General features: G+C 35.1%; 24 protein-coding genes and 1 tRNA gene. All 25 read left to right on the top strand.

The window, feature by feature from the left end; translation table 11 throughout:
* Positions 1-10 precede the first annotated feature (10 nt).
* The 25 genes from BMY21_RS13655 to BMY21_RS13530 all read left to right on the top strand — a co-directional run bounded on the left by BMY21_RS13655 (position 11) and on the right by BMY21_RS13530 (position 24,165).
* A tRNA-Gly gene (locus tag BMY21_RS13655) sits at positions 11-83 on the top strand.
* Between the two features lie 248 nt (positions 84-331).
* The gene (locus BMY21_RS13645) at positions 332-1,861 is read left to right on the top strand and encodes a tyrosine-type recombinase/integrase (protein ID WP_074645100.1); all 1,530 of its coding nucleotides are present in this window, start codon (positions 332-334) and stop codon (positions 1,859-1,861) included.
* 164 nt (positions 1,862-2,025) lie between these two features.
* Positions 2,026-2,220 (top strand): helix-turn-helix domain-containing protein, encoded by a 195-nt coding sequence (locus tag BMY21_RS13640; protein WP_074645098.1) that lies wholly within the window; start codon positions 2,026-2,028, stop codon positions 2,218-2,220.
* Positions 2,221-2,409 (top strand): hypothetical protein, encoded by a 189-nt coding sequence (locus tag BMY21_RS13635; protein WP_074645096.1) that lies wholly within the window; start codon positions 2,221-2,223, stop codon positions 2,407-2,409.
* Positions 2,410-2,438: 29 nt separating this feature from the next.
* The gene (locus BMY21_RS13630; protein WP_074645095.1) at positions 2,439-2,981 is read left to right on the top strand and encodes a hypothetical protein; all 543 of its coding nucleotides are present in this window, start codon (positions 2,439-2,441) and stop codon (positions 2,979-2,981) included.
* On the top strand, positions 2,978-4,192 hold the full coding sequence (locus BMY21_RS13625) for a phage terminase large subunit (protein ID WP_074645093.1): 1,215 nt from the start codon (positions 2,978-2,980) through the stop codon (positions 4,190-4,192). Before BMY21_RS13630 ends, BMY21_RS13625 begins: the two co-directional genes overlap by 4 nt.
* A gap of 91 nt (positions 4,193-4,283) precedes the next feature.
* Positions 4,284-5,402 (top strand): phage portal protein, encoded by a 1,119-nt coding sequence (locus BMY21_RS13620; protein ID WP_256210467.1) that lies wholly within the window; start codon positions 4,284-4,286, stop codon positions 5,400-5,402.
* 106 nt (positions 5,403-5,508) lie between these two features.
* Positions 5,509-6,090 carry a helix-turn-helix transcriptional regulator gene (locus tag BMY21_RS13615; protein WP_074645091.1) on the top strand — a complete coding sequence of 194 codons (582 nt, stop codon included), beginning with the start codon at positions 5,509-5,511 and terminating at the stop codon, positions 6,088-6,090.
* Positions 6,084-6,713, top strand: a complete 630-nt coding sequence (locus BMY21_RS13610) for an HK97 family phage prohead protease (RefSeq protein WP_074645089.1) — start codon at positions 6,084-6,086, stop codon at positions 6,711-6,713. The genes BMY21_RS13615 and BMY21_RS13610 overlap by 7 nt, the downstream gene beginning before the upstream one ends.
* A gap of 76 nt (positions 6,714-6,789) precedes the next feature.
* The gene (locus BMY21_RS13605) at positions 6,790-8,097 is read left to right on the top strand and encodes a phage major capsid protein (RefSeq protein WP_074645087.1); all 1,308 of its coding nucleotides are present in this window, start codon (positions 6,790-6,792) and stop codon (positions 8,095-8,097) included.
* 172 nt (positions 8,098-8,269) lie between these two features.
* Positions 8,270-8,764: a hypothetical protein gene (locus BMY21_RS13600; protein ID WP_074645085.1), complete on the top strand. Its 495-nt coding sequence runs from the start codon at positions 8,270-8,272 to the stop codon at positions 8,762-8,764.
* Positions 8,764-9,171 carry a hypothetical protein gene (locus BMY21_RS13595; protein WP_074645084.1) on the top strand — a complete coding sequence of 136 codons (408 nt, stop codon included), beginning with the start codon at positions 8,764-8,766 and terminating at the stop codon, positions 9,169-9,171. The genes BMY21_RS13600 and BMY21_RS13595 overlap by 1 nt, the downstream gene beginning before the upstream one ends.
* Positions 9,172-9,211: 40 nt before the next feature.
* On the top strand, positions 9,212-9,442 hold the full coding sequence (locus BMY21_RS13590; protein ID WP_074645082.1) for a hypothetical protein: 231 nt from the start codon (positions 9,212-9,214) through the stop codon (positions 9,440-9,442).
* Complete coding sequence (locus BMY21_RS13585) at positions 9,429-9,899, top strand: hypothetical protein (protein ID WP_074645080.1); 471 nt, start codon at positions 9,429-9,431, stop codon at positions 9,897-9,899. The genes BMY21_RS13590 and BMY21_RS13585 overlap by 14 nt, the downstream gene beginning before the upstream one ends.
* A gap of 57 nt (positions 9,900-9,956) precedes the next feature.
* Complete coding sequence (locus BMY21_RS13580; RefSeq protein WP_074645079.1) at positions 9,957-10,958, top strand: S1 family peptidase; 1,002 nt, start codon at positions 9,957-9,959, stop codon at positions 10,956-10,958.
* 32 nt (positions 10,959-10,990) lie between these two features.
* The gene (locus BMY21_RS13575; protein WP_074645077.1) at positions 10,991-12,565 is read left to right on the top strand and encodes a type I restriction-modification system subunit M; all 1,575 of its coding nucleotides are present in this window, start codon (positions 10,991-10,993) and stop codon (positions 12,563-12,565) included.
* A complete protein-coding gene (locus BMY21_RS13570) occupies positions 12,565-13,743 on the top strand; it encodes a restriction endonuclease subunit S (RefSeq protein ID WP_074645075.1) in 1,179 nt (392 codons plus the stop codon). The genes BMY21_RS13575 and BMY21_RS13570 overlap by 1 nt, the downstream gene beginning before the upstream one ends.
* Positions 13,744-13,754: 11 nt before the next feature.
* Positions 13,755-14,567 (top strand): hypothetical protein, encoded by an 813-nt coding sequence (locus tag BMY21_RS13565; RefSeq protein ID WP_074645073.1) that lies wholly within the window; start codon positions 13,755-13,757, stop codon positions 14,565-14,567.
* 2 nt (positions 14,568-14,569) lie between these two features.
* On the top strand, positions 14,570-15,787 hold the full coding sequence (locus BMY21_RS13560; protein ID WP_074645072.1) for a PD-(D/E)XK nuclease family protein: 1,218 nt from the start codon (positions 14,570-14,572) through the stop codon (positions 15,785-15,787).
* 3 nt (positions 15,788-15,790) lie between these two features.
* Positions 15,791-18,898 (top strand): type I restriction endonuclease subunit R, encoded by a 3,108-nt coding sequence (locus tag BMY21_RS13555; RefSeq protein ID WP_074645070.1) that lies wholly within the window; start codon positions 15,791-15,793, stop codon positions 18,896-18,898.
* A 36-nt stretch (positions 18,899-18,934) separates the two neighbouring features.
* The gene (locus tag BMY21_RS13550) at positions 18,935-20,017 is read left to right on the top strand and encodes a hypothetical protein (protein ID WP_074645068.1); all 1,083 of its coding nucleotides are present in this window, start codon (positions 18,935-18,937) and stop codon (positions 20,015-20,017) included.
* Positions 20,014-21,393: a KAP family P-loop NTPase fold protein gene (locus tag BMY21_RS13545; protein WP_074645066.1), complete on the top strand. Its 1,380-nt coding sequence runs from the start codon at positions 20,014-20,016 to the stop codon at positions 21,391-21,393. Before BMY21_RS13550 ends, BMY21_RS13545 begins: the two co-directional genes overlap by 4 nt.
* A 99-nt stretch (positions 21,394-21,492) precedes the next feature.
* Positions 21,493-22,272, top strand: coding sequence for a hypothetical protein (locus BMY21_RS13540; RefSeq protein WP_143064243.1), 780 nt, complete (start codon positions 21,493-21,495; stop codon positions 22,270-22,272).
* 64 nt (positions 22,273-22,336) lie between these two features.
* Positions 22,337-23,839, top strand: a complete 1,503-nt coding sequence (locus tag BMY21_RS13535; RefSeq protein WP_074645062.1) for a hypothetical protein — start codon at positions 22,337-22,339, stop codon at positions 23,837-23,839.
* Between the two features lie 8 nt (positions 23,840-23,847).
* The gene (locus BMY21_RS13530; protein WP_074645060.1) at positions 23,848-24,165 is read left to right on the top strand and encodes a hypothetical protein; all 318 of its coding nucleotides are present in this window, start codon (positions 23,848-23,850) and stop codon (positions 24,163-24,165) included.
* Position 24,166 lies beyond the last annotated feature (1 nt).

Genomic DNA, 24,166 nt, shown 5'->3' with positions numbered 1-24,166 from the left:
GAAACAATTTGCGGATGTCATATAACGGCTTATTATCTCAGCCTTCCAAGCTGATGACGAGGGTTCGACTCCCTTCATCCGCTCTAATTAAGCTCTCCTAATTGGAGAGCTTTTTTTATGCGTAAATACTTATGTCATAAGGATTTACGGGGATTTGTTTATGTATTTTTGCCTCCCTACCTGATGGAATGGGCGCAAAAAACTGCTGTTTTTATGCAGATGATACGAATTATGATACTAAAAATGATACTGTTTTTGGTACTATCGTTGATACAAAACTGCATAATTACGGGTCTTTTCAAAAACCATGAAGTTTCTGAAGGAGGTTTTTATGCGTCAGTTTTATCTGTCTAAAAACAATCACGGTTATTACAGAGTTGTATTTGTTGATCCGGAAACGGGCTGGCAAAGTGTTGGAAAAAGTACTCATACTAAAAACCAATTTGAGGCTTATGCTATTGCTACTACCTGGCTTAAAGAAGGTGTGCCGGAAGGTCGTAGTAATTCCAGAACTTTTAATAATTCCGTTAAGGGCTCGGCAAAGAAGAACTTAAAAAGCATTGTAGATACCCTTACATTCGAAGAAGCTTCTAAACTCATTGAATTGATTTCTGCAAAGTTTGGAAATGCCTCTCCTGTAATTTCAAAAGCACCAGTTACAAAAACTGCGGCCCTTGTGAATACTGAAAAAGCTTTTGTTTCTGAAATTGCTGAAAGTGCTCCTGTTATGAAAGAGCTTTCTGCAGCAATGCCTGTGCCTAGAGCCAAGAAAAGATGCGTTGTAAAAAAGACTCCTATGTCTGAACCGGTCCTTGTGAACGCTGATAAATCGCTTGTTAGAGCTTGTGCAAGTACTGTGCCAAGTGTGGGAGTGACGGCAGAGGGGAAGCATTTACTTTGCGAGACTATGGACCACTTCTGGGATTATGAAAACTCTGAGTTTATTAAGCGTAGTTTGGCGCATGGGCACTCAATTTCGAAAAAGCATGCCTTTTGTATGAGAGCCTATGTACGCAATTACTGGGAGCCTTATTTTGGAAACGATGCTCTGATTGAAGACCTGGAACTTTCTGAACTTGATGATTTCTTTTTCTTTTTGCATGACGAAAAAGAGCTTGCTGGTGAGACTGTAAACAAAAATATAAACATGGCCAATAAGTGTTTTAAGACTCTTTTGGCACAAAAGAAAATTGCTGCAAATCCGCTTGAAGGAATTGAACGCTTTAAGGCTGACAACGAAGAACGGGGAATTCCGACTGAAGAGGAAGTTCGCCAGCTTCTTGAACTTGACTGGGAGAACGAGGCTGCAAAACTTGCCTTTAAGGTTGCGGCTTTCTACGGTTTGCGTGCCGGTGAAATAAGCGGCTTACGTGTCTGCGATATTGATGTGGTAAGTGACTTTATTCATGTGCGCCACAGTTACAGCGAGGTGGATAAATTAAAATCTACCAAGAACAAAGATACACGTGACTTACCGGTTAATCATTCTTTGGCCTTGCAGCTTATGAACCACGCAAGACAGAATCCGGCTTTTGGAGATTTGAGTTACGTATTCTGGTCTGTAAAAGACTTTTCGATGCCGATAACGCCTGGATATTATGCTGACTGTTTGTATAAAGCTTTGGAACAGATTGGAGTTTCAAAAGCAGAACGGGAAGAGCGCAATATTGTTTTCCACAGCCTGCGTCATTTCTGCTGTACTGTTTTGAAACAGCGTGCGGACACTGATACTGTAATGGCGATTATGGGCCATCGTAGTTATGTAATGACTGAGCATTACTCTGACCATGATACGCAGGAGAAGTTTAATAACATGCGAAACGTTATTTCTGGGGCTTGGGAGAAGTATCTTTCTGCTTAGTTTTTCTTATTTTCAACAAGTCATTAAAACTATTTAATGACTTGTTTATACATTCAAACAAGTTCTTGAAATAATCAAACACACTGTTGATGTTTCTCGGGTTTAAGATTTAGCCATAACGGATTTAATACCGTTATGGCTTTTTATTTTAACGCGAGGTGCTTATGACTGAGGAAAAAAGTGAGAATCTGGATCTGCTTTCTGCAGAAGAAGCTGCGGTTTATCTTGGTTTTAGCGTGGACTATATTTATCGGCTTGCAAGGGCTAACAGAATTCCGCATGTGACTTTTGGCAGACGTTTTATTTTTAGAAAAACTGATTTGTACAACTGGGTCGGCACTATGGTTCAGGGGGCTTAAATGATTGTAACTCTGGATGAGGTTCTTGATGAATCTGAAAAGTATGTAAGAAAAATGGCAGAGGAAAAAAGATACGGCGATATTACCGTAACTGTAACTCTGCATGACGGGATGCCGGTAAAGCTTAGCACGGCTTTTTGTGAGCATCTGGCAAGAAGGACTTTGAAAAAGTTTACTGTGCAGAAATAAAAAATATCAGGCGAAGGAGGAAAAAAGCGGTGGGAGAAAAGGACACTGTTTCGACATCCGCAAACATGAACAGTGAACTTGATTCGAAAGGCGGTGAAACTTTGATGTCTTGGGAGAAAAAATTAGAGAGCGAACCACCTAAGGCATTTAAGGCTTTCTGTCTTTTTCGTGCAATGGGCTACAAGCGAAGCATTAAGGCCTGTATGGAAATGCACGGAATTGAGCCAAAGAAGTATGGCTCCTGGGCGCGTTATGCTCGTCTTTACCGTTGGAATGAGCGGGCAGCAGAATATGACGCGTATATTGCAAAAGAAACTGAAAGGGAGATTTTAGCTGAGAGAGTTGAACGCCGTAAGAGACAGATGGAAATGTTGAACGGCTTTGACGAACTTGTTCAAAAAAGAATTAAGACACTGAAACCAGAAGACCTGAACGCAGATGGAGCAATGGACCTTCTTGAACGTTCAGCAAAGCTGGATTCATTTATTACAGGAGCTGACAAAGAAGCTGCAAAACAGCCGGTGCAGGGAGAACTGGCTATAAGTTTTGTAGACAGCTTTAAGGACTTATGACGACAGAAGTTTTTAAGCCGACTAAAGTACAGAAAAAAGCTCTGGAACTTTTGAGTTCTGGAACAAAACATATTCTGCTTTTTGGCGGCTCGCGATCTGGAAAAACTACTGTTCTTGTAATGGCAATTATATTTCGGGCTTGCCGCTATCCTGGAAGCCGTCATTTGATTTGCCGTTTTAGAGCTAAGGACGCAAGAAGTTCTGTTTTGCATGAGACTTTAATTCCATGGCTGAATAAAACAATAGGCGCAAAGAATTATAAAGCCAACGTACACGACGGACTTATAACTCTTTGGAATGGCAGCGAAATTTGGATTGGCGGGCTTGGTGACAAGGAACAGGTAGACCGCATTCTCGGTCATGAGTATGTGACTATCTATTTCAACGAAGTAAGCCAGATTTCTTATTCTGCAATTACGACTGCCTATTCGCGACTGGCGATGAAAGTTGAAGGCTGCAAGAATAAGTTTTTTTATGACTGTAACCCGTGTTCGCCAATGCACTGGGCTTATAAGGTGTTCATTAGAAAGATTGAACCGAGGACGGATGAGAAGCTTAATAAGCCTGAGCTTTATGCAAGTGAAGTTCTGAACCCGATGGATAATGCTGAAAACCTTGATGAAGATTACATCAGCGACATCCTGGATAACATGCCGGAAAAACAGCGGGCCCGATTCCGTGACGGTCTTTGGGTAAAACCTGAGGGCTCGGTTTATGAAAAGTTTGAAGAGTCAATGATACTGACTCGTGACCAGCTGCCGGAAGAGTTTGACCGATTTACAGGTGGCCAGGACTTTGGACTTCATATTGCGGCGGTTAAGGTTGGCTGGGTTGGAGAGACAGTTTATGTGGTCGCTGATTTTGGCGGCTTTAACATTACGACTAAAACCTCGGTCGAACAGCAGCAGGCAAAGAACTGGTATGACGACTGCTTTGTTACCTACTGCGACCCGGCTGGTGGAGAGAGAATTCAGGAAGTGCCGGGAGGAGTTAAGGCAAATAACAGTGTGGATGCCGGAATTGATTACATTATAGCAAAAATTGAGCGCGGACAGTTTTTTGTATGCAAAGACTGTACCGGTGTTCTTGGTGAAATATGGGATTATTCTCGCGACGAGAATAATCAGATTGTAAAAGTAAATGACCATTACATGGACGCTATGCGTTACGCGATTTTTTCTGCGGCAACCAGCGGCGTGGTGATGGGATAACGGAGAGCCGATAATAAATATGGGATTGTTTTCAAAGAAAAAAGATAAACAGAAAAAACTCAGAAGCTTTACAGAAATAAACAATGAGACTGTGGCTGATGATTTTTCTGTGCAGGAAAAGAAAACCTGTACTGACCCGTATTTACAGCATGCCTGGGTTAGCGTGTGCATTGATATTCTTACCAGAAACGTTGCCCGTGCTGAGTTTGAAATTAAAAAGAACGGTAAAACAGAAAGTGATTCAAAGCTGGCAAAACTCTTTATGTATCCTAATAAAAACATGTGCCGCTTTGATTTGTGGAAACAAACCTGTGCCTGGTGGAGCCTCGATGGTGAGGCGTTTTGGTGGTTCGGCGATGACTACTGCTGCGGGATTCCGACTGAGATTTATATTTTAAATCCTCGGAATATGCAGCATGTGGTTGATGGCGGAAAGATTATCAAATGGGTTTATACAGAAGGAGGAACGGGAAAACCGTTTATCATTCTGCCCGATGAGATAATTCATTTTAAGGATTGGAATCCCTGGAATGAATATCGCGGCGTAAGCCCTTTGGTAAGCTTGGGCCTTGAGGTCGAACAGGATTTGCTTGCCGCAAAACAGAATTCTGGACTTTTAAAAGAGGGTGGCGTTCCTAAGGGACTTTTGAAAACTGACCAGATTCTGACAGAGACTGAAGCTGAAATCTTAGCAAGAACTTGGGACTCAAAATACGGTCACGGTATGAAAAACCGGGTGGCAGTATTGGGTAAAGGTACAGAGTACCAGCCGCTGACGTTCAGCCCCGATGTTCTGAAACTTTACGATATGAAAAAGTGGAACCTGTACACACTTTTAGCGAAGTATGGCATTCCGCCGAGAGTTGCAAACATACAGGATTCCAAAAGCTCTTTGAGTGGAACGGATACAGACAGCCAGCACCGGGCCTTCTGGAACTTTACATTAATTCCTTTACTAAAAAATTTTGAGCAGATATTAGAAGTGCAGTTTTTTCGCCGTTTCAACTTACCTGAAACCGGAGAATTTAACCTGAACAATATTCCTGAATTACAAGAATCTGAGGATGCCCAGAGTAACAGGGATATTGCAGAAATTAATGCCGGCCTTAAGACGATTAATGATGTTTTAAGAGAACGCGGAGAAAAGGAAAAGCCTTGGGGCGACAGCTGGTGGAAGCCTAATTCCGTTTCGGAGATTGATTCTGAATAAAAAAAATAGAGGAAAAAAAATTATGAATGGTAAGGTAAAGAAAGTGATCATCTGTATGACGGATGAGTGGACGAAAAAGTTAACGAAGGAACTTGTGGAGAGGTATATGAGAGGGGCACAGGTTATTGACGGCACAAATGATCAGGAGATTTTTTATTATCTTCAAAAACTTGGGGATGATATTCTTCTAATCTTTGACAGATTGTTTATGGGCTTTATTTTGAAATACAAAATTATGTACTTACGCTCAATCAATCAGAACATGAAAATCATTTACTGCGAATGCGGGAACTGTATTACGGAGTTTGGGTTACGCCTTTGGGAACTTGGAGTAGACGGGTTTATCTGTGGTATTGAAAAGGAAATCAGCTTTCCAAAAGCAATAGATAAAATCTGTAACGGAGACAGAACTTTTCCTGAAATAATCAGTGACATGGTAAAAAGTGGTGAAAAGGAAGACAGACGCAGAATCAGTCTTGAACTTACTGACAGTGAATATCTTGTTGGTATGTACATGGGCAAAGGTTATAACACAAAAGAAATAAGCGGAGTAACAGGCCTTACAATTGATTCTGTAAGAACACTTTCTTCAACTATGAAAAGAAAGATTGGTTATAAGGGACCTAATGATCTGATCGTTTTGAATCAGAGGCTTTCGGTTTTTGATGTAAGGAGCTGGGCTTGTTAGTAAAAATTGATGGTGTGGAAAACAAAGAGTTTTCCAAAAACAAAAATCTGTTTTTGTCTTTTTTGAAGGACAATACACATTCTGGAAAAGTAGCTGCACAGGTTGAAGTTTTTAAGGGTGTGGATGTTCAAAAAGATTCCTTCCACTGGGTAATGAGTACCTTTGATACTGACCGCGACTTTGAAAAGGTGGACCCGTGCGGATGGGATTTGAAAAACTATCTTATAAATCCTGTCGTGCTCTGGAGCCATGACTATTCAATTCCTGCTATTGGAATTGCCCAGAATGTAAAAGCAGAAAAACAGCTTGAAGGAGACATTCTCTTTAACTCAAAAGAGATTGACGAGTTTGGCTGGAGCATTGGAGAGCGTGTAAAAGCCGGAGTTCTTCGCTGCGGCTCTGTGGGATTTCGTGTTGATGAACTGGAATTTTTGGATGCAAAAGACCGCGACTGCGATTGTATATTCCGTAAGCAGGAGCTTCTGGAATTTTCAATTTGCTGTGTACCGGCTAATCCTTTTGCGATACACGTACCGCAGAAGAGACTTGAGATTACGGAAGTAATTCAGGAAGAAGAGCTTTCGTATTGGGATAAGTTAGGTAAAGGCCTTGCACGGGCTTAGTAGTGCATAAACAAGAGGAAGTGCAGCGGCAACTGCACTTCCTCAATATCACCAAAAAGCTTAAGGGGGCTAATTGATGAATGAAGTAATTGTATCTTTGCAGCAGAAACTTAGCAATATGAAAAGCTTGGTTCCGACAGAAGCTGCAACACCGGAACAGATTTCAAAATACTTTAATGAGACAGAAGAACTCATTGACGGTATTTTGAAAATGGCAGACAGTCAGCAGACTGCATCTACATCAGAAATTGAGGGAGTTAAGGAAGCTGTAAAGGAACTTCGAAACCTCCTGAAAAAAACTGATGCTGAAATGAAACCTCTGTCTTACAGAGATGTTTGCTACAATCTTGGAAAAGCTTTGTGCGCAGCCTGGAACAAAGACCACGAAACTTTGGGTCAGTTGAAATTCTGTCCAAACATAAGGGCAGAGAAGTGGAACAATCCGAAAGACTTTACCTGGGAGACCGGAAAAGGTTTTGTTCCTTCAAAAGCAGTGCTGGGCGAGCCTATCGGAAACCTTGCCAACAATGACCAGTATCTTATCAATCCGATTTACGAAGAGACAATCATGCAGGAAGCTGCAAAGCAGTCTCAGATGATGAATCTTGTAACTCATCGACCTATGAATGGACCTTCAATATTTATTCCAGAGCGCGACCGCGGCGGAATTGAATTGAAATGGCTCACAAGTTACGGACAGAAAATTGACGCTACAAAATCAAACATGCCTACACGCACAGAGCTCAAGGCTTACACACTTGCAGGCTATGTTCCATTCTTTGACGAGTTTGGCGAAGATGTTTTTGTGGACCTTGGAAAGATGTTCCTGGAAGACTTCACCGAAGCCTACGGCCAGGAGTTTGACCGCCAGTGCCTGATTGCAGACGATGACCCATTTACTGGTGCTATTAATATGGAACATGCAGAAGTGTGCCGCATCCAGAGCACAGACGAAAGCAAACTCACATATCTTGATTTCAGAAAAGCTGAATTGATGGTAGAGCCGGAAGAAAGAAAATATTGCAAATGGTTCTTACATGAAACTTTCCTCAATCACATTGCAAACATTCAGGACGACAACCATAACCCAATCTGGAGAAAGCCAGGTGATGGAATGCCAGGAAGAATTGATGGATATGACGTGGTAGAAAGCCGCCTGATGCCGCAGCTTGCAGACGTGGAAGCAGACAGCGTTGTTGCAATCTTTATGAATCCAAAACGCATAATCCACGGAAACCGTAAGGGAATAGAAATCAAGAGATTTGATGAAACAACAGAATCTCTCGAATACGGCGAGCTCTTTATGCGCTTCCGTAAACGTGACGGCTTCCTTGTTACCAGACCAAAGAAAAACATGGTACTGCTTAAAACAGCAGAAGCATAACCCATAACCAAAAGCCAATATAAATATTGGCCTTTGGAAAGCGGGGGCGAAAAAAACTAAAAACCGAAGTGAAGGGGAAAGCAAGGCTGCGAAGCACCCGAAGGGCTTGGCCTTGCTTTTCACTGAACGAAGGTTATACTTTCGTGAGCCTCGCTTTTCAAGAGAGGTAAGAATGCATCCATTCCCATTTGAAGAACTCCAAAAAATCCTTGAATTACATGATACCGAATTACAGATAGATGAATTAATCTTTCAGTCTACAATTTCATACATAGAAAAAATCATTGGCTATCCGCTTGAAGATCATAATTACAATGAGATTCAGACAGTTAGAGACTGCAAGGTGTATACAAATCAAGACAACATAACAGAAATGGTGAACATCACAGATATGACGACAAAGGAAAAAGTTCCTAATTGTGTCATTGACGGAAGAAAAATAATGTTTATTGATCCAAAACTTGAAGGTCACGTAGTTTTCTTAAATTACAATGCAGGCTTTTTGCCTTTGACTTTACCAGCTGATTTGAAAGAAGCAATCATCAAACTTTTTCTTTTGAAGAAGAAAGAGTTTATTAAAACTCAAAATCATGAAGATGATTACGCTTTTGAAATACCTACCAACCTTCAGCAGACACTTGATATTTACAGGAGAAAGAATTACTGATGCAAGAATTTTTGAAAATGTATAACAGATTAAAATATCTGATGATAGAAAAGCTTCCTGAATATATTGACACTTGGAACAAAGAACATGAGCAGTATCAATTTGAACTAAAACAGTTTACAAACAGAACTTTATATAAAAACACAGAATTGCTGCCATGTTTTAATATGGTATTTGAAGAAGCCGAGCAGGGCAAAAAAGACCGTATTATAGGCACAATAAATTATAAATTTTCTTTTGAGTTTTATTTTGAAAAGAGTAAAATACCTGACTATGTTAAAATCCAACAAATGAAGCAGATTCTTAATGAAATGCTGAATGATGATGATTTTGAGCTCTGGCGTAACTTTGAGATTGTAAAGACAACTTCTAAAAGGATTGATTTTATTGTACATGTAGAATGGTGATTTTTTCCTTTAAAATTAAAAACCATAGTATAATGGTCATATGGGAAATAAACAAACTATTGTATTATTTACAAAAGAAGAAGTTGAGGAATTAAAATCAAAAGTTTTTGCTTACTGTCACTGGAATGATACTTTGATGAACAGATTTGAAGATTTGTTTACATTTCTTGATTTTCCAGATAACGGAGCCTTAGAGCTTAGAAGTACGATTCTCACACCTCCGAAGTTGGAACTGAAGCAGATTCAGAGGAAACCGAATGAATCTAGATAAAAAACTTGCAAAATATGCCAGACATATAGAAAACCCAAAATACTACAAAAAGATTTATAGCATATTAGAAAAAGGCAAGCGAACAAATTATAAATTCAAAGATTTTAATGATTATGACATGGTTGAAATATATGCCAGAATCAAAAGTTTCTTTGAAGTAAATGACACACCGGAAAAGCAAAAAAGAGTAATTGAATACTTTAATAAGATTTGGATCATTGTCAGCGATAAGCATTACATACTGGCTGAGACTCCTTATTTATGGATTGCACTTTCTGTTTATATTCGTTGCTATCTTTTCTTATTCTGGTCTAAGTTTACAAGATTAATAAATCCTTCACATTTTTTTGAATGTAATAATGTTGAATCTGAATTATACCTTTTAAGAGGGGCACTTAAGGCGGCCGAATATCTGGGGTGTGAAGTGGTTGATTTGGATGAATATAGACTTATTTAGAATATTTCTATTTATAAAGCTTAAAATTTAAATTATAATTAAGAAAGGAAAAAAATTATGGCTGATACTTTAGAAGATTATCAAAAACAATTTCCAAATTTAATTTCTGATATAATAGATTTTTTTGATGCAAGCAAAGCTTCAAATAATAATAAATTACAACCAAAGAAAGTTGTAGATTTTTGTACTGATAAAAACAAAAAAGTTATATACCAACCACAGGTTATAGATCAAATTTGTAAAATCTTATGTAAAAATAATGCAATGAGTTGTATCAATAATACAGATGGTATGGGTATAAACAATACTTACTTAGTATTTAATCGAAGCAAAAACGTAGATCCATTAAATAAAAATCTTTATTATAATTCTATCGTTTACGGTTTTACCTATATTTATAATTTTTACAAAGATTACGTTAAGCCTGTAGTAACTATAGATAAAGATAAAAATTATCATTGCGGTACTGCTTTTCTTTTTTGGAATGGAATTGTTACAGCAAAACATTGTATTGAAGATGTTACAAATTTACGTATTTCAGGATTTTCTGCAAAAGAATTAAATAATGCTAAAATATATATATCAGATAATCCTGGAATTGATATAGCATATATAGAACTACAAAGACAAACTTCAAAAGTACTTCTTGTTAACGAAGGTGAAATATTACAAGATGTTTTAGTAATGGGGTATCCAAAAATCCCAACATTTACAGATTTCTTAACCGCTGAAACAGCTTCTATTTCAAGTAAAGCTGAACTTCGCATAACACCAACAAAAGGTAATATTTCTGCAAAAGGATATCAATATCTAAATAAAGTTAATGCGATGCTTATTACAGCTAAAATAAGGGGTGGAAACAGTGGAGGACCTGTTATTAATTCAAAAGGTCAAATGGTAGGTATCGCTTGTCAACTCCCTGATTATAATGGTAGTCAAGGCGATTATGATGATTTAGGGTATGGTATTGCACTACCATTTTCATACCTTACAGCTATAATAGAAAAAAAGCCTAAAGAATTGATTAAAGGCAAAGACTTCTTTCAAGATTTCTCATAAAATATTATTTTAAATATACATAGGATAATAAAATGGCAGATAACAAAAAAGAAACAGAAAGAGCAGAACTCCACCGTACAATATGGGGAATTGCTAATGACCTTCGTGGCAGCGTTGATGGATGGGACTTCAAACAGTATGTACTTGGAATGCTCTTTTACAGATATATTTCGGAAAACCTGAATCGCTATATTTCTAAAGGTGAAATTGAAGCTGGTAATAAAGACTTTAGTTATGCAAAGCTTTCAGACAAAGAAGCACTTACCGCAAAAGATGATATTGTAAAAGAAAAAGGATTCTTTATTCTTCCTTCAAAGCTCTTTGGTAATGTTCTTGAAAAAGCAAACAAAGATAAAAAAGACCTTAACGAAAAGCTCGAAAAAATCTTTAAAGAAATAGAAGCCTCCGCAACAGGTACAGAAAGCGAAGATGATTTCAAAGGACTTTTTGACGATATCGACGTAAACTCCAACAAACTGGGAGCAACAGTAGATAAACGAAACGAAATGCTTGTAAAACTCATGAATGGAATTGCAAGCATGAATCTAGGCAATAGCGATTATTCAGATAATTCAATTGATGCCTTTGGTGATGCTTACGAATATCTCATGGGTATGTATGCTTCTAATGCCGGAAAATCTGGTGGTGAATATTACACACCACAGGAAGTTTCTGAACTTCTTACAAAAATCACAATTGTTGGAAAAAAGACTGTAAACAAAGTTTACGACCCTGCCTGCGGTTCCGGCTCTCTTCTTTTAAAGTTTGCAAAAATCCTTGGAGCAGACAATGTTCGTCTTGGCTTTTACGGACAGGAAATAAACATTACAACTTACAACCTCTGCCGTATCAATATGTTCTTGCACGATGTAAGTTATGATAAGTTCAACATCAAACTTGGAGACACATTAACAGATCCAAAGCATTGGGATGATGAACCATTTGAAGCAATCGTTTCTAATCCTCCTTACTCTATTAAATGGGAAGGAGATGATAACCCGATTCTCATAAACGACCAGCGTTTTAGTCCTGCGGGAGTTCTTGCTCCAAAAGGAAAAGCAGACCTTGCATTTATCATGCATTCTTTAAGCTGGCTTGCAACAAACGGAACTGCCGCCATTGTTTGTTTCCCTGGCATTATGTACCGTGGCGGTGCAGAACAGAAAATCAGAAAGTATCTTATTGATAACAACTACATTGATTGTATCATTCAGCTGCCGGATAATCTTTTCTTTGGAACAAGTATTGCAACCTGTATTATGGTTCTTAAAAAAGGTAAGGCAGAAAACAAAACTCTCTTTATTGATGCTTCAAAAGAATGTGTAAAAGTAACCAATTCAAATAAACTCACTGAGCAGAATATTGATAATATTCTAAAAGTATTTACAGAGCGAAAAGATAAAATTGATTACGTGAGCCGCCTTGTAGAAAATTCCGAAATCGCCCAGAACGAATACAACCTGAGTGTTTCAAGTTATGTAGAAGCCGAAGATACAAGAGAAGTAATCGATATAAAAGTTTTAAACAAACAGATTGATGAAATTGTTGCAAAAGAAGATACTCTCCGAGCAGAGATAGATAAAATCATCAGGGAGATTGAAAATTAATGAGTAAACTTGATGATTTGATAAATAAGCTTTGCCCGAATGGTGTGGAATATAAAAAACTCTGTGAAGTATGTGATATGCAACGTGGTGTATCACTGACAAAAGCAAATTCTGTTGAAGGTGAATATCCTGTAATATCAGGTGGAAAAGAACCGGCTTTTTATTGTAATCAATATAACCGTGATGGGGAAACTATAACCGTTGCAGGAAGTGGAGCTGGAGCTGGTTTTGTTCAATATTGGAATCAAAAGATATTTGTAAATGATGCATTTTCTGTAAAGGGACAAGAAAATCTTTCTACAAAGTATGTGTATTACTCTTTAACAAATTTACAAGAACAGATTTATGCAACTAAAAAAGGTGGAGGAGTTCCTCATGTTCATATCTCTAGTATAGATAAATTTGAAATCCCTGTACCACCTCTCGAAGTACAGAATGAAATTGTCCGCATTCTTGACAAATTCACAGAGCTAGAAGCGGAGCTAGAAGCGGAGCTAGAAGCGGAGCTAGAAGCTCGTCGTAAACAGTATGAATACTATCGCGACTCACTTCTACATCAGAAGAATAAAGCATTAAAGACGTATAAATTTAAAGAAGTTGCAACTATTGGCATTGGACTAACACATACTCCTGAATATGTTGATAAAGGAATTCCTTTTATATCATCTCAAAATATATCTAAAGATTATTTAGATATTATCAATACACCTATTAAATATGTTTCTGAAGATGAATATAAAAAATTCTTATCTGGTGCAAAACCTCAAAAAGGCGATATTTTATTTACTCGAGTTGGTTCAAATCTTGGTCATCCTACAATTTATGACTCAAATGATCCGTTAGGTATTTTCGTAAGTTTAGGATATGTTCGTATAAATAAAAAGATTGTTGATAACCACTATATGAAACATTGGATGAATTCATCAAATTTTTGGGAACAAGTCCGTAAAAAGACACTTAACATTCCAAAAGTAAATTTAAATTCAACTTGGATGTATGAATTCGATATTGAACTCCCTGAAATAGAAGAACAAATAAAAATTGCAAAAATTCTTGATAATTTTGAAACCTTCAGTAACGACATCACCTCTGGTCTTCCTGCAGAAATTAAAGCACGGCATAAGCAGTACGAATATTACCGCGACAAGCTTCTGACTTTTAAGCGTAGAGAGGCTTAGGAATTCCAAATATGACTTTTAATTCTATCAAAACAATTAATGATGCTATCAGATATGTAAAACAATTCCTTAATGATTATTCATTAGATGTAGATGGATTAAAAGATTTTCCATTCAAAAGATTAGAATCAGATTCAGAATACGGATGCCCTGGCAGAAGTTTTGATTATGATGATACAAATCTTGCAAGAGCAATATATTTTATTATCTGGAATGATTTGCCAGAAATGGATATTTCGGAAATCGGCACAGGGAAGAAATACCGTGGAGATACATTAAATACTTTTAATACAATGTTTTCTGCAGATTTATCTCGATGTGATATTCTTTCTGGTGGAAATAAAGAATTATGTGATAAAGCCGAAGTTTTCAGAGATATTTGTTATTCTCTGGGCAATTTTTCTGTGCTGCCAAATATTTCTATTCCTTTATCAAAGAATAAAGAAACAACAATTAATCTTTATAGAGGTAATTGGAATGGTTGGAAAGATTTTTATGATAAATTTTTAAAAGAATTGAATCTTTGTTTGCCAGAATCAAATAATGCAGATGAAGTATTTGTTGAGCTTGTAAAAGCCAATTCATTTTATTTTTTTCAAATTGATTCTATTTTAAAGTTTGGGAACATAAATTTTCTATCACCATATTTTACAGAAAGTGATACTATAAAAGAATTATTTAAGCATGATTTTTACGGATGGAAATTAGATTCAAAAGCATATATTAAGTTTGCGAATTTTTATATTGATAAATCTACAGAAATAATTAAGTTCCGTGCAGATGTAATTATTAAAAAATTAAATGAATATTTTAATAAGGTATAACTATGGATAAAGAATTATACGAAAAATTAAAGAAATATATCAACATTGCTTATGAGCAAAAAATGCTCAAAACTGATTATTCATATAATAATCAGTTCAGTTTTTTTATGACTATTTCAGACCAATACAGAAAAGAAAATTTTCATAGCGATTTGTTAAAAGTAATTCTGAATCCAAGTACTATTCAAATAGGAAATCCTGAATATTTAAGAAAATTCTTAAATATTATTGGATTAGATATGAATGTCTTTGGAAATAATCAGGAAATAAAAAATTATGTAAAAGTTGAAAGAGAAGAACATAAAGTCGATGTTCTTATAAAATATGATAAACCAGAAAATAAGAAAGCAATAATCATAGAAAATAAGATAAATGATGCTGTTGATCAGGATAATCAATTAGCACGGTATTATGAAGCTCTTACTAACGACGGATATGAAGTGTTGAAAATTCCGTATATTACTTTGTTTGGTGGAAAAATACCTGATTATGATAACTGGGATAATAAGTATAAAAATATCTCAAATAAGATATTTGATAAAACAAATCCTTTATTTTATGAACTACCGGTAAGTAATAAAGAAAAATGTTTAATTAAATTCCTTAATGATTGTATTGAATTTAACAAAACAGAGACTTCGAATAATAATAATCATTTATCGTTAGTTCTACTAGAACAATATAAACTCTTATTATCTAAATTAGTGGAGAATACTGAAATGACACCAGAAGAAATTAATAATATTAAAGAACTTTTTGAAGATAACAAAAAAGAAAAGCTTATTGCTTTGCTAAAAAATTGGGAGTTTAGAGGTAAATGTGCCTATGAGTATATTGTTAATAAATGTACTAAAGATGATGTTATACATATTAGTAGAATACATGGTTCAGAATGTCTTGTATTAGAAAAACAAAATAATTTTTATGAAGGAGTTTACCTTTATCCGGGAGACTCATCAATCCAAATTGGTTTTTATCGTGCAAATAATAATTGGGATGATTCAATTAAAAAAGAAGCAGAAAAATATCTCAAAAAAATATGCAATGATTTTTTCAATACCAAAATAGAAAGCAATTGGATTTATATATATAAAAACTGGTATTGTGTATATATTGAAATTGATACTTTTAATTCTTTTGATGAAATAAATACAAAATTTCGAAAAGCCTTAATTGAACTAAGTAAATTTAAAGAAGAATCTACTTTGGGGGGATGTTAATTTATGTATAACATAGTCTTAGAAACAAACGAAGCAACCGTAGTTACAGAATATACTCCTCTTAGAAAACGCCGTGCAGATTATCAAAGTGAAGCAGAACTTGAAAAGACGTTTATTCAGGATCTTGTTGAACAGGGTTATGAATATCTTGAAATAAAAACAGAAGATGACCTTGTTAGAAATTTAAAGGTAAAACTTGAAAAACTTAATCATATTACTTTTTCTGAACCTGAATGGTTACAATTTTATGAGCAGTATCTTGCAAATCAAAATGAAGGAATTGAAGAAAAGACTTTTACAATTCAAAGTGATTACATAAAGGTTCTTGGCCGTGATGATGGCTCTACAAAAAATATTTATCTTTTAGACAAAGAAAATATTCACAACAATTCTTTGCAGGTTATAAATCAGTTTACACCGGAAGGCGGCCGTTATTCCAACCGCTATGATGTTACTGTTCTTGTAAACGGATTACCTCTTGTTCACTGTGAATTAAAACGTCGTGGTGTAAATATCCGCGAAGCTTTTAATCAGATAAAGCGGTATCAGAGAGACAGCTTCTGGGCTGGTTCCGGGCTATTTCAGTTTATTCAGATTTTTGTAATTTCTAATGGAACTAATACAAAATATTTTTCTAACACAACACGTGAAAATCATATTAAAGAAATCTCTACAAAAAAAGGCAGCGGTAAAAAAACAAGTAACTCTTATGAGTTTACTTCATACTGGGCAGATGCAAATAATAAAATTATTAATGACCTTGAAGATTTTGCCCGCACTTTCCTTGCAAAACATACCATCTTAAATATTCTTACTAAGTATTGTGTTTTTGATACTTCTCATAATCTTTTGGTAATGCGACCTTATCAGATTGCAGCTACTGAACGAATATTGAACAAGATTATTATCTCAACAAATTATCATAAAGAAGGAACTATAGAAGCAGGCGGATTTGTCTGGCATACAACTGGTTCTGGTAAAACTCTTACATCTTTTAAAACTGCAATTCTTGCAAGCCAGCTTGATTGTATAGATAAGGTTTTGTTCGTTGTAGACCGTAAAGACCTAGACTACCAGACCATGAAAGAATATGACCGCTTCCAAAAAGATGCTGCCAATTCGAACAAGTCTGTTGCCGTTCTTAAAAAACAGCTCGAAGATGATAACTGCAAAATCATCATTACAACAATTCAAAAACTTGGAATCTTTGTTAAAAGTAATAAAGGCCATCCAATTTTTCAGAAGCATATTGTAATGATTTTTGATGAATGCCACCGTTCACAGTTTGGTGAACTTCATAAGGAAATTGTAAAAAACTTTAAGAAGTTCCATTTGTTCGGTTTTACAGGAACTCCAATCTTCCAGAAAAATGCTGGGGCCAATGGAGCTGGTGGCATAAGAACTACAGACCAGGCTTTTGGAGAAAAGCTTCATACATACACAATCGTCGATGCAATTAACGACCATAACGTTCTTCCATTCCGTATTGATTATATAAAGACAATCAAAATGAAGGATGGAATCAAAGACAAGGACGTTGCGGCCATTGATAAGGAAAATGCACTTTCTGCAAAGGAACGTATAGAGCAGGTTGTTTCATACATCATTGAACATTTTGATCAGAAAACAAAAAGAAATACCAATAGTGGGAAATATGAATTCAGAGCTCTTACAAATATAAAGGAAGTTGCAAAAGCACGCGACAGAAACAGCGTTCAGGAAGAAAAATCTCTGAAACATCTATCTGGTTTTAACTCAATGTTCTGCGTTCAGTCCATTGAAACTGCAATCAAATATTACAATGAATTCAAACGACAACTTGCAGAACATCCAGAAGTAGACCTCAAAGTTGGAATGATTTACAGCTTTGGAGCAAACGAAGCCGAAGATGAAAACGGTTTTGTTGATGATGAAAACTCAGATGATACAAGTGGACTTGATGTTGTAAGCCGTGATTATCTTGAAAGTGCAATCAAAGATTACAATGCATATTTCAAAACTGATTATGATACTTCTGCAGATAAATTCCAGAATTACTACAAAGATGTTTCCCTTCGAATGAAAAACAAGGAACTTGATATTCTGATTGTTGTAAATATGTTCCTCACCGGTTTTGATGCAACAACCTTGAATACTCTTTGGGTAGACAAGAATCTTAAAATGCACGGACTTATTCAGGCTTACAGCCGTACTAACCGTATTTTGAATTCTATCAAAACCTTTGGTAACATTGTTTGCTTTAGAGACTTGTCTGAACAAACTGACGAAGCAATCGCTCTCTTTGGCGATAAGGATGCAAAAGGTACAATTCTATTACGTAGCTTTGATGATTATTATAACGGCTTTACTGATGAAAAGAATAAATACCACAAAGGATATACAGAACTTGTTGATGAACTTCTTACTAAGTTCCCTTTGGATTCATTCAGAGAAAACGTAATTACACAGGAAGCAAAAAAAGAGTTCGTAATGCTCTACGGTGCGATTCTTCGCATGCGAAATATCCTTACAACATTTGATCAATTTGAGGGAGATAATCTTCTTCCTATAAATGACCTGCAGGATTACCAGAGCCATTACCTTGATATTCACTCAGAAATCAGACCAGGCGAAGAAGCCGAAAAAGAAAACATCAACGATGATATTGTCTTTGAAATGGAACTCATTAAACAGGTCGATATCAACATTGATTACATTCTTATGCTCGTAGCAAAATACCATGAATCAAATTGCCAGGATGCAACTATTCTTGTGGACATCAGAAAAGCAATTGGCGGAAGTATTGAGCTTAGAAGTAAGAAGGACCTTATTGAAGACTTCATTTCAAAAATCAATACATCAACAGATATTCAGAAAGACTGGCTGGAATACATCAAGAAAAAGAAGGTTGAAGAACTCGCTGCCATCACAGAGGAATTAAAACTTAAGCCTGAAGAAACTAAGGCCTTTGTTGAAAATGCTTTCCGTGATGGAACATTACGAACAACCGGAACCGACATTGATAAGATTCTTCCACCAACTTCAAGATTTGGTGGTGGTAACAGAAGTGAAGTGAAGAAGAATGTTATTCAAAGATTGACAGAGTTCTTTGAGAGATATTTTGGAGTATAATATATAAATAAATTAAAAAGTAAAAGGACAAAAAGTATGAGCGATGATAATGTTATAGATATAACAGATATGATATTTATGTTTTCTATAGATACACAAAAATATGGAAAACTAAATTTTTACATAATTGATGGAACTGTTAAAAAAGATGAATTATCAAAAATAATTTCTAAACAAGAAACAGATATAGATATTAAAAAAATCTTATTTAAAAAAACTTTTAAAGAAAACAAAAATAATATAAATATTAAAGATATTGATTTAACAGAAATTACTGATGAAGAATATAATAACTTTATAAAAGAATACTTTGAAAAACAATTTTATAAATATTCTTATGATAATAATCTTTCTATCAAAGAAAACATTGAAAAAGCATTCAATTTTGAAGATGAAAAAATTATAGAAGAATCTCACAAATTAGCTGACACATTAAGTATGAAATTAGATTCTCTAAAAACTTTAGGAGCTTCGTCATTATCAACTATGACAAACTTAAATAATAGTATTAGTCGATTATTTGAAAAACCAAAACCAATAAATATGCCGCCTATTAATTTTGAGCCTATTTTACATGAAGACCCCTCATTAAAGTATTGTAGAGAAATTGAAAATATATTAAGAAATTATTCAAACTTACAGTTACAAGTGAATAATCAACTGAATGAACAAGTACATACACTTTCAGAAACACTTATTGATTTAATAAAAGTAAATAATTCTCTTCAAGAACAAGAATACAATTCTGTACAACAACAAGCTGATGATTCTAAAAAGGAAAGTAAAAGAGCAAATATATTATCAATGGTAGCAATAACTATTTCAATATTAGCTCTTTTATTTGATATTATTTTTAATATATATTCATCTAACCAAAATGATAAGTTTACTAAACAAATTGAAGATAAAAAAATTGAATTATTACAATCACTTTCTGAAGATACAAAACAAAACGGAAATAAATTTAAAGAAGAATTTGAAAATCTAAATTCTTCACTCTTTAATATCAGTGAAAATGATATAACTCTTAATAGTTCTATTACTGAACTACAAAATAATCAAAAAGAAATAATAAGAGAAATTAAATCATTGAAAAAAAAGGAAAATACAACTAAATGACAGATTACTTATCAAGAGGACCTTACCTAGAACTTCTCAAAAATATTATTGAAAATCAAAATAAGACTAAAAAAGGTTTATCTTTTGCCATTGACGGTGAATGGGGGTGCGGAAAAACCTGGTTATTAAATGAGTTAGAAAAACAATTATCTAAAAATAAAGAATATTTAATTTTTCATTACAATGCCTGGGAAAATGATTATTATGACGAACCTCTTATTGCAATACTCTCTGTAATGATTGAAAAATTAAATGAAGTTACTAAACAGAAAAGTATTTATGAATCAACGGTTGATGTATTATTAAATGAAGTTCTGAATGATTTAAAACTACTTATTTGTGGAATGGTTCAAGAAGTAACAAAATTTGATTTAGAAAAATCTATAAATCATAAAAAAGGAATATTCAAACGAATTACACAAGGAACAAAAATTGTAACAAAAGATATCGATAATCTGCTTCCTTTAAAAAATACAATAACTGTTGTTAGAAATAATATTATAAAATTATCCAATAAGTTAAACATAATTCTTGTGGTTGATGAACTTGATCGATGCTTACCTGAATATTCTATAAAAGTTTTAGAAAGATTACATCATGTTTGTAATGAAATGCCTGTAATTCAGATTCTTGCTATCAATAAAAAGGATTTGTCTTTTGGTATAGCAAAAGTTTTTGGAATGAATACACAAGGATATGATAATGAAAAATTTGCAGATAAATATCTTCAAAAATTTATACAGTTAATAATCACTCTGAATAACGGAAATATTACAGAAGAAGAAAATATTCTTAATGGAATTGATGAAGGATTTTCTGATGCACTTGTAATTGAAAAGCCTCAACTTATTGAGTTTTATAAAAATTTAATGGATGGAATAAATTCAAGAACTCAGAAGCAAATTTGTAAACAAGTTTCTTTAGTTCATAAACTAACAGTACTTAGTGGTCATGAAATGAAATATTACTCTTATGGACTACTTTGTTGTGAGTTAATGTATTGTATAAAATTTATTTTCTTGAAAGAGAAGTCTGATTTTAATATACAGCATATACAAGGTAATATATTTAAGATTCAATCTTCAAATATAAATGACAAATATCAAATAATTAATCCTCAACTTTTTTATGCAAATCTAGATAAGATTTTTAGAACTGAATATCAAGTTGTTACTGATATTCAAATAAGCCCTAGAGAACAGGATAAACAATTATCAGGATTTATGTGTGATAAATGTTCTGCACAGCTTATGAACTATTTTGTCGATCAATATTATGTAGCAACAAAATGGCCAAATGTTTATTTAATGGATGAAATATTTAATTCAGAAAGAGATTTTTTGAAATCCTTCAAGAAAATATTAAAGCAATTTTAATAAAATAATTAAAGTTGTTCACATTTGAACAAAACTGCTTAATCACTTCTTCACACATTTAAACACACGGTTAATAGTATTTGGCCTTACACTGTAAGCATGAGAATACAGGGTAAAGACTGCACACTGACTGTGGCAAGAGACGGTGAATTTATTCCAATACCATACAGCGAGGAAACTGTAAGACAAACGTCAAAAGGCTATTCTTTGCCTTCGTGTATCGGACAAAGGAACAGGGATAAAACAATTGTTACTGGAAAAAAGATTGAAGGCTGTTTTACAACACGCCTTGAGCACAGTAACATTATGAGCCTGTTCCTTTTGTTTTTTTATCTCAATCAAGGCTTTGATATTTATGTAGACCGAGGCTTTGAAAAAATCATCTACAAGAATATTAACACCTGCGGATTTGAACTTCGAGGTGATAACGGAGAGTCTTTTAAGCTACGTGTGGATGTAAAAGAAAATGAAGATTCTTTTACTGACAACTGGCCTTTGACAATTCCTGATTTGAGTTGGGAAAGACAGCGCACATATTTTTATGACGGGAAGAGTGTAAGCTGCGACTTAAAAACTATACCTCTTGTTTACCGCTTTGAACTTACAGCTTCTTTTAATGAGAAAATCAAATACCAGATTAAACTTTATTTTCCTTTAAGCTCTGAGCATTACCCGGTAAACGACCGGATAGAAAAACTTAGCATTGTAATAGACCAGAAAGACGGCATTACTTTGGATGTATACGACCTTGTGCCTTCTGGCGGGCTTTGTGATATAAACTGCTCTGATACAGTTTTGTGTAATCAGCTTTTTGATGTGACCGGCATTGTTGTTTTGACTATGCGCAATGAAAAAGAGTTTACCCAGATAATTTTATGAATGTTAATGAGTTATTTAAATAGTCAAACACACTGTTGATAGGCATTGGGCTTAGACTATAACCATGAAGTTTTATGAAGTTCCGCCGGAAGTTGATAATGCAATTAAAAACACAAGCATTCGCACATTTGTAAGAGTTGTTTTTGAACTTGCTGACGGTGATGTTTATATCCGCGACAGTGATGTTCTTGAATGTGTAATGACTTCATATAAAAGTGAAGACGGTGGAATTGTAAATCTTGGAGAACTTCTTTTAGATAACACTCATGGCTCTTATGATTTAGAGCAGCATGCTGAACTTGTACCAGGGCTTGGAGTTCAGATCTGGTATTGCTTTGGAGAGAGAACAAATACATTTTTCCGTTTCCATATGTTTGTGGATGCAGACGGATTTCAGATTCAGGAAACAGGTTTTTCTAACAAGACTTGTAAAATAAAATTGATAGACCTTTCTAAAAAGCTTGATGATCAAAAACTTCAGAGAAACTGGACTGATGCACAGACTGTTGTTCATAGCCTTGTTTGTGACAAACTGCATCCAGAGAATTCTTTAGTTCATATTATTGCAGCTCGCGGTGGAATTAATGCAAATGAGATAAACTGCGGAACTCTTCCTTTTGATATTCCTTATGTAGTTGTTGCCGGTTCTGCATGGAAAGAACTTTGTGCATTAGCTAAAGCTTACAACGCTGTTGTTGAATGTGGTAAGGATATGACTATTTCATTTATTGAAAGTCCTTATGATTCAGGAAACGAATATAACGATGACAGTTGCTTTAGTCTCAATGAATGTGAAATTACTCATTACAGATTTTTTAATAACAGAGAAAAGTATGCGAATAATGTTCGCTTGAAATATACACGTTATGTGCAGATGGAACGTCAAGAGCTCTGGTCTTACTCGGATGCGCCTGTTTGGTATGACGAAGATATGAAACCATACTATCCGTTTACGGATGATAGCCGCAAGATAATTTCTGATAACGATTACCAGGCGATTTATACAGCTAAGAATGATGAAGGTAAAACTCGTAATGTTGTTTACGCTGATTCGATTGACAGTGAAGCCGAATTCTTAGAAGCCATGGAAGTGACCGGCGAGGATAAACCTGTTGTAATTCAGTATGACATTACGACTTATAAAGATAGAGCCATTGTACAGCTTGGAAGAGATGGAAAACTTATTGGAGTTCGAAAGGCTGCAATTACTGGCCGTGCAATTATTTCAGAAACTAACTACAGCGTGTTTGTAAAAGATGATGAAGAGATTGCAAGTCATGGCCAGATTGTAAGAAACATTACATCTAAGTTTTTAAGTGATGATGTATTTGATGGGGAACCATTCTGCCAGAGACGTGCTAAAGATTTCCTTTCTGAATGTGTGAACTGTAAGGGTGCTTATTATCTTACAACTTTTATTCCTCTAATCCATGCCCGTGTGGGGGCTTTTATGGATATCCGCCTTAATACAAAAAATGGATTTAAGAAAGTGAGAATTGATGAACTCACATTCAGATATAAAAAAGAAGAAGCATTCAGCAGTGAATTGTGGGTTACGAGAGTTTAGGAGGGGAAGTGGGAAAAGAAGGAATTAATGAAAGTGAAACTAAGTGTCTGATTGATTCTATCAACGGACTGAAAGTTGAGCTTAGCGGATTTAGGTCTGAAATGAAGGAATTTAAGAGAACTGTTGAAATCAAAATTGATTCTCTTGATTCAAGAAGTACTGCCTGCCAGTTTAATCCGAATGTTTGTGCAACGGCGAGACGTCTTGAAGAACATATTAAAAATGACAGCGGAAAAGCTGGAAGAACAACTGCAATTATTGCCTGTGTTATTTCGTGCTTTAACGTTGCTGTAACAATTATCACTTTGATTATAAATGGGAGTTGAT

This window comes from Treponema bryantii (genome assembly GCF_900111035.1).
GTDB classification, from domain to species: Bacteria; Spirochaetota; Spirochaetia; order Treponematales; family Treponemataceae; genus Treponema_D; species Treponema_D bryantii_C.
This window is presented reverse-complemented; position numbering and strand designations above follow the sequence as displayed.